The sequence below is a fragment of the bacterium genome, assembly GCA_016873475.1.
In the GTDB taxonomy this organism is placed as follows: Bacteria; Krumholzibacteriota; Krumholzibacteriia; order JACNKJ01; family JACNKJ01; genus VGXI01.
This window is the reverse complement of sequence record VGXI01000267.1, coordinates 1-3683: the sequence shown is the minus strand read 5'-3', so window position 1 is coordinate 3683 and position 3683 is coordinate 1. Positions and strand designations below refer to the sequence as shown.

At 76.8% G+C, this 3683-nt stretch carries 3 protein-coding genes and 1 pseudogene; all 4 read left to right on the top strand.

Annotated features, from left to right (window positions below; all coding sequences use genetic code 11):
- Positions 1-309 (top strand): sigma-54-dependent Fis family transcriptional regulator (locus tag FJ251_14445; GenBank protein ID MBM4118904.1); only part of this gene is annotated, 309 nt, incomplete at its 5' end.
- A 271-nt stretch (positions 310-580) separates the two neighbouring features.
- Positions 581-784 (top strand): annotated as a pseudogene (locus FJ251_14440) (hypothetical protein).
- 127 nt (positions 785-911) lie between these two features.
- Positions 912-2336 (top strand): TolC family protein, encoded by a 1425-nt coding sequence (locus FJ251_14435; protein ID MBM4118903.1) that lies wholly within the window; start codon positions 912-914, stop codon positions 2334-2336.
- A gap of 15 nt (positions 2337-2351) precedes the next feature.
- Positions 2352-3683: efflux RND transporter periplasmic adaptor subunit (locus tag FJ251_14430; protein MBM4118902.1), on the top strand; the 1332-nt coding region annotated here is incomplete at its 3' end.

The following is a 3683-nucleotide window of genomic DNA, read 5'->3' as shown; positions in this document are numbered from 1 at the left end:
GGGGCGCGCCTGGCCGCCCACGACTGGCCGGGCAACGTGCGCGAGCTGGAGAACCGCATGCAGGCCGCGATGATGGCGAGCACGGGCGATACGCTGAGCCTCGAGCTGCCCGCGCCGCGCGCCGCCGCGCCGGCGCGCACTGCGGCCCCGGCTTGGGAGCGCAGCCTCGTCCAGGTGGAGGCCGAGCACATCGCCCGCGTGCTCGCTGCCTGCGACTGGAATCAGGGTCGCGCCTGCGCCGTGCTCGGCATCAGCCGGCCCACCCTGCGCAAGAAGATCGCCGACTACGGCCTGAAAGAGCGGCGCTAGCGCCGCCGCTGAAAGCTCCTTCCCTCGCGATTGAAAGGCCCTTGCCCTGCGACCCCGGTCCGCGGCGTTCGCCGGCGCCAAGGTCTTGTCCTGCAAGGCCCGAGCGTCTCCACTGCGGTGGCACGGCCATTGCGCTTGCCACGTGGCAACTGCCGGCTTGACGCGGCCCGAACTGCCGCCCGCTGGCCAGCGAAAGGAAACGCGATGTCCGCTCAGTCCGCCTTCCGCCTCGGCGTCCTGGTCATCCCGCTGCTCATCGGCCTCGCGTTGGCTTCGGCCGCGGCGCTCGCGGTCGAGGCCGCACCGGCGCCGGCCCGCGCCACGCTGCAGCAGGTCTACACGGCCGCGACCCTCTACACCTGCCCGATGCATCCGGCCGTCATCAGCGCCGATCCCAAGCTCGACTGCCCGATCTGCGAGATGCACCTCGCGCCCCTCGGCGCCGAGGCCCGCGCGGCCCTCGTCGCGCAGCCGCTCGTCGGTTGCCCGATGGACCCGATCGCCGTGCCGGCCAAGGACGCCAAGCCCTGCCCCGTCTGCGGCATGAAGCTGACCCCGATCGCCGCGCCCGGCGCGCAGGGCGGCAAGCACTGAGGCCAACCGTGCGCAGCCGCCTGATGGGTCTGGCGCTCGCCCTGATTGCCGGGGCGAGCGCCGTTCGCGCCGAGCCGCCGGCGGCTCTCGCGCTGCCGGCGGACTCTCTGCTCGCCGCGCTCATCGCCGAGAGCCTGGCGGCGCGCCCCGAGCTCGCCGCCGCCCGCGCCGAGCAGGTCGCCCGCGAGGAGCGGGTGCCGGCCGCGGGCGCCCTGCCCGATCCGATGCTCGAGGTCGGCCTCCAGAACGACGGCTTCGAACGGCTCGAGATCGGCAGCATGGAGCAGAGCAGCGTGACCCTGATGGCCGCGCAGACCCTGCCCTGGCCCGGCAAGCGCGGCCTGCGCGAGGAGGCTGCGGCGCTCGCGGCCCAGTCCGCGGCCAGCGTCCTCGAGCGCGCGGCGCTCGACACCGAGGCCGCCGTGCGCGGCGCCTACCTCGAGCTCCGCCTCGCCCGCGCGCGGCTCGCCCTGCTCGCGCGCCTTCAGTCGCTCTGGGTCCAGGCCACGGCCGTCGCCGAGGCGCGCTACGCGGCCGGCACGGGCGCGCAGCTCGAGCTGCTGCGCGCGCAGCTGGAAGGCAGCCGCCTCGCCCAGCGCCGCGCGCTGCTCCTCGCCGCCGAGCGCCAGCAGGTCCAGGCGCTCAATCGCCTGTGCGGCCGGCCGCTGGACACGCCGATCGCGATCGGCGCGGAGCCGAGCGGCCTCGCGCTGGCGCCGCGCCCGGCGCCTGCCGAGATCCTCGCCGCCTCCCGCGCGGCGAGCCCCGAGCTGGCCGCCGCGCGCCTCGCCCTCAGCGCCGCCGAGAGCGGGCGGGCCCTGGCCGCGCGCGAGCGCTGGCCCGACCTCGTCCTCAAGGCGGGGCTCATGCCCCGCGGCGGCGACTTCGACCCGATGTGGACGCTCAGCCTGGGCGCCACACTGCCGCTCTTCGCCGGGCGCAAGCAGAACCGGCTCCTCGCCGCCAGTGAGGCGGAGCAGCTCGCCCGTCGCCACGAGCTCGAGGCGCTCGAGCAGGCCCTCGCCCTGCGCGTCGCCGAGCGGGAGGCCCTACTCGTCGCCCTAGCCGAGACGATCCGGCTCTACGAGACCGGCCTGCTGCAGCAGTCCACCACCCTCACCGAGAGCGCGCTGGCCGGCTACGCGGCCGGCACGCTCGGCTTCGCGGCCCTGGCCGAGGCGAGCGCGGGCCGGCTCGCCGACGAGGACGGCTACCTGGCCAGCCTGGCCGAGGCGCAGCGCCTGGCGATCGCAGCGGCCGCGATCAGCCTCACACCGGCGCCGACCCCCGGCGTGAGCCTGGCTGCGCCCGCGATGGGCGGCATGGCGGCCATGCCCGCGGCGCCCGCGCGCGGCGAGGCGATGACAGACCAGGCCTCGCCCGCGCCGCCCGGCGCGGCGAGTCCGGCGCCGACACCCATGCCCGGCATGTGAGCGAGGAGGATGGCGATGAACTCGCAGCCCGCGACCCACCCGCGCCGCCGCGCCGGCGTCCTCCTGCTCGTGATCGTCGCGCTGGCCGCCGCTGGCCTCGGCGCCACGGGCGCCTGGCTCGCCGCGCGCCGCGTGCCGGCTCCGACCACTGCCGCGTCCGGCCAGCGCTGGCTCTGTCCGATGCACCCCAACATCGTGCGGGATCACCCCGACAACTGCCCGGCCTGCGGCATGAAGCTGGTGCCGGTGAAGGAGGAAAGCCCTGCGGGGGAGGCGACCGCTGCGGCGGCTGAGCCGGAGCCCGCCGGCCTCACCGAGGTCGACATCGACCTCGCGCGCCAGCAGCTGATCGGCCTGACGACCGCGGCCGTGGACAGCGGCCCCATCGGCGGCGCCTGGCGCACCGTCGGCCGCGTGGCCGTCGACGAGCGGCGCGTGCGCGCCGTGAACCTCAAGGTGGGCGGCTTCGTCGAGCGCGTCTTCGTGGATTTCACGGGCCAGTCGGTCGCCAAGGGCGACCCGCTCTTCGCGCTCTACAGCCCCGAGCTGCTCGCGGCGCAGGAGGAGTTCCTCGTCGCGCTGCGCGGTCGGCAGGGGCTGGCCGCGGCGGGCGCCGACACAGCGGCGCTCAGGAGCGCCGAGCGCCTGCTCGCGGCCGCGCGCCGGCGCCTGGAGCTCTGGGACGTGCCGGCCGCCGCGATCGATCGCCTCGCGGCGACGGGCCGCGCGGAGCGGGCGCTCACCTTCGTCTCGCCCGTCGCGGGCGTGGTGACGCGCAAGGCGATCGTCGAAGGGGCGACCCTGGCGGCGGGCAGCGAGCCCTATGCGATCACGGACCTCAGCGCGGTCTGGGTGCTGGCCGACGCCTACGCGAGCGAGCTGGGCCGCGTCCGACCCGGCCTGGCGGCGACCTTCACGAGCGCCGCGCTGCCGGGGCGCGAGTTCGCCGGCCGGGTGAGCTTCGTCGAGCCCCTGCTCGACGCGGCGACGCGCACGCTGAAGCTGCGCCTGGAGCTGCCGAACCCGGGCGGCGCGCTGCGCCCGGAGCTGTTCGGCGAGGTGGCCCTCGCCGCCGCGCCGCGGCGCGTGCTGCGCCTGCCGACGGACGCGCTGCTGGACGCCGGCGGCGGCGAGTGGGTGGTCTTCGTGGCCCGGGGCGAGGGCCGCTTCGCGCCGCGCCGCGTGCGGGTCGGCGAGCGGGACGCGGATCACGCCGAGTTGCTCGGCGGCCTCGCCGCGGGCGAACTGGTGGTGACCGCGGCCAACTACCTCGTCGACTCCGAGTCGCGCCTGCGCGCCGCGCTGGCCGCGCTGACGCCGGCCGGCGGCGCGGCGCCCCACGCCGAG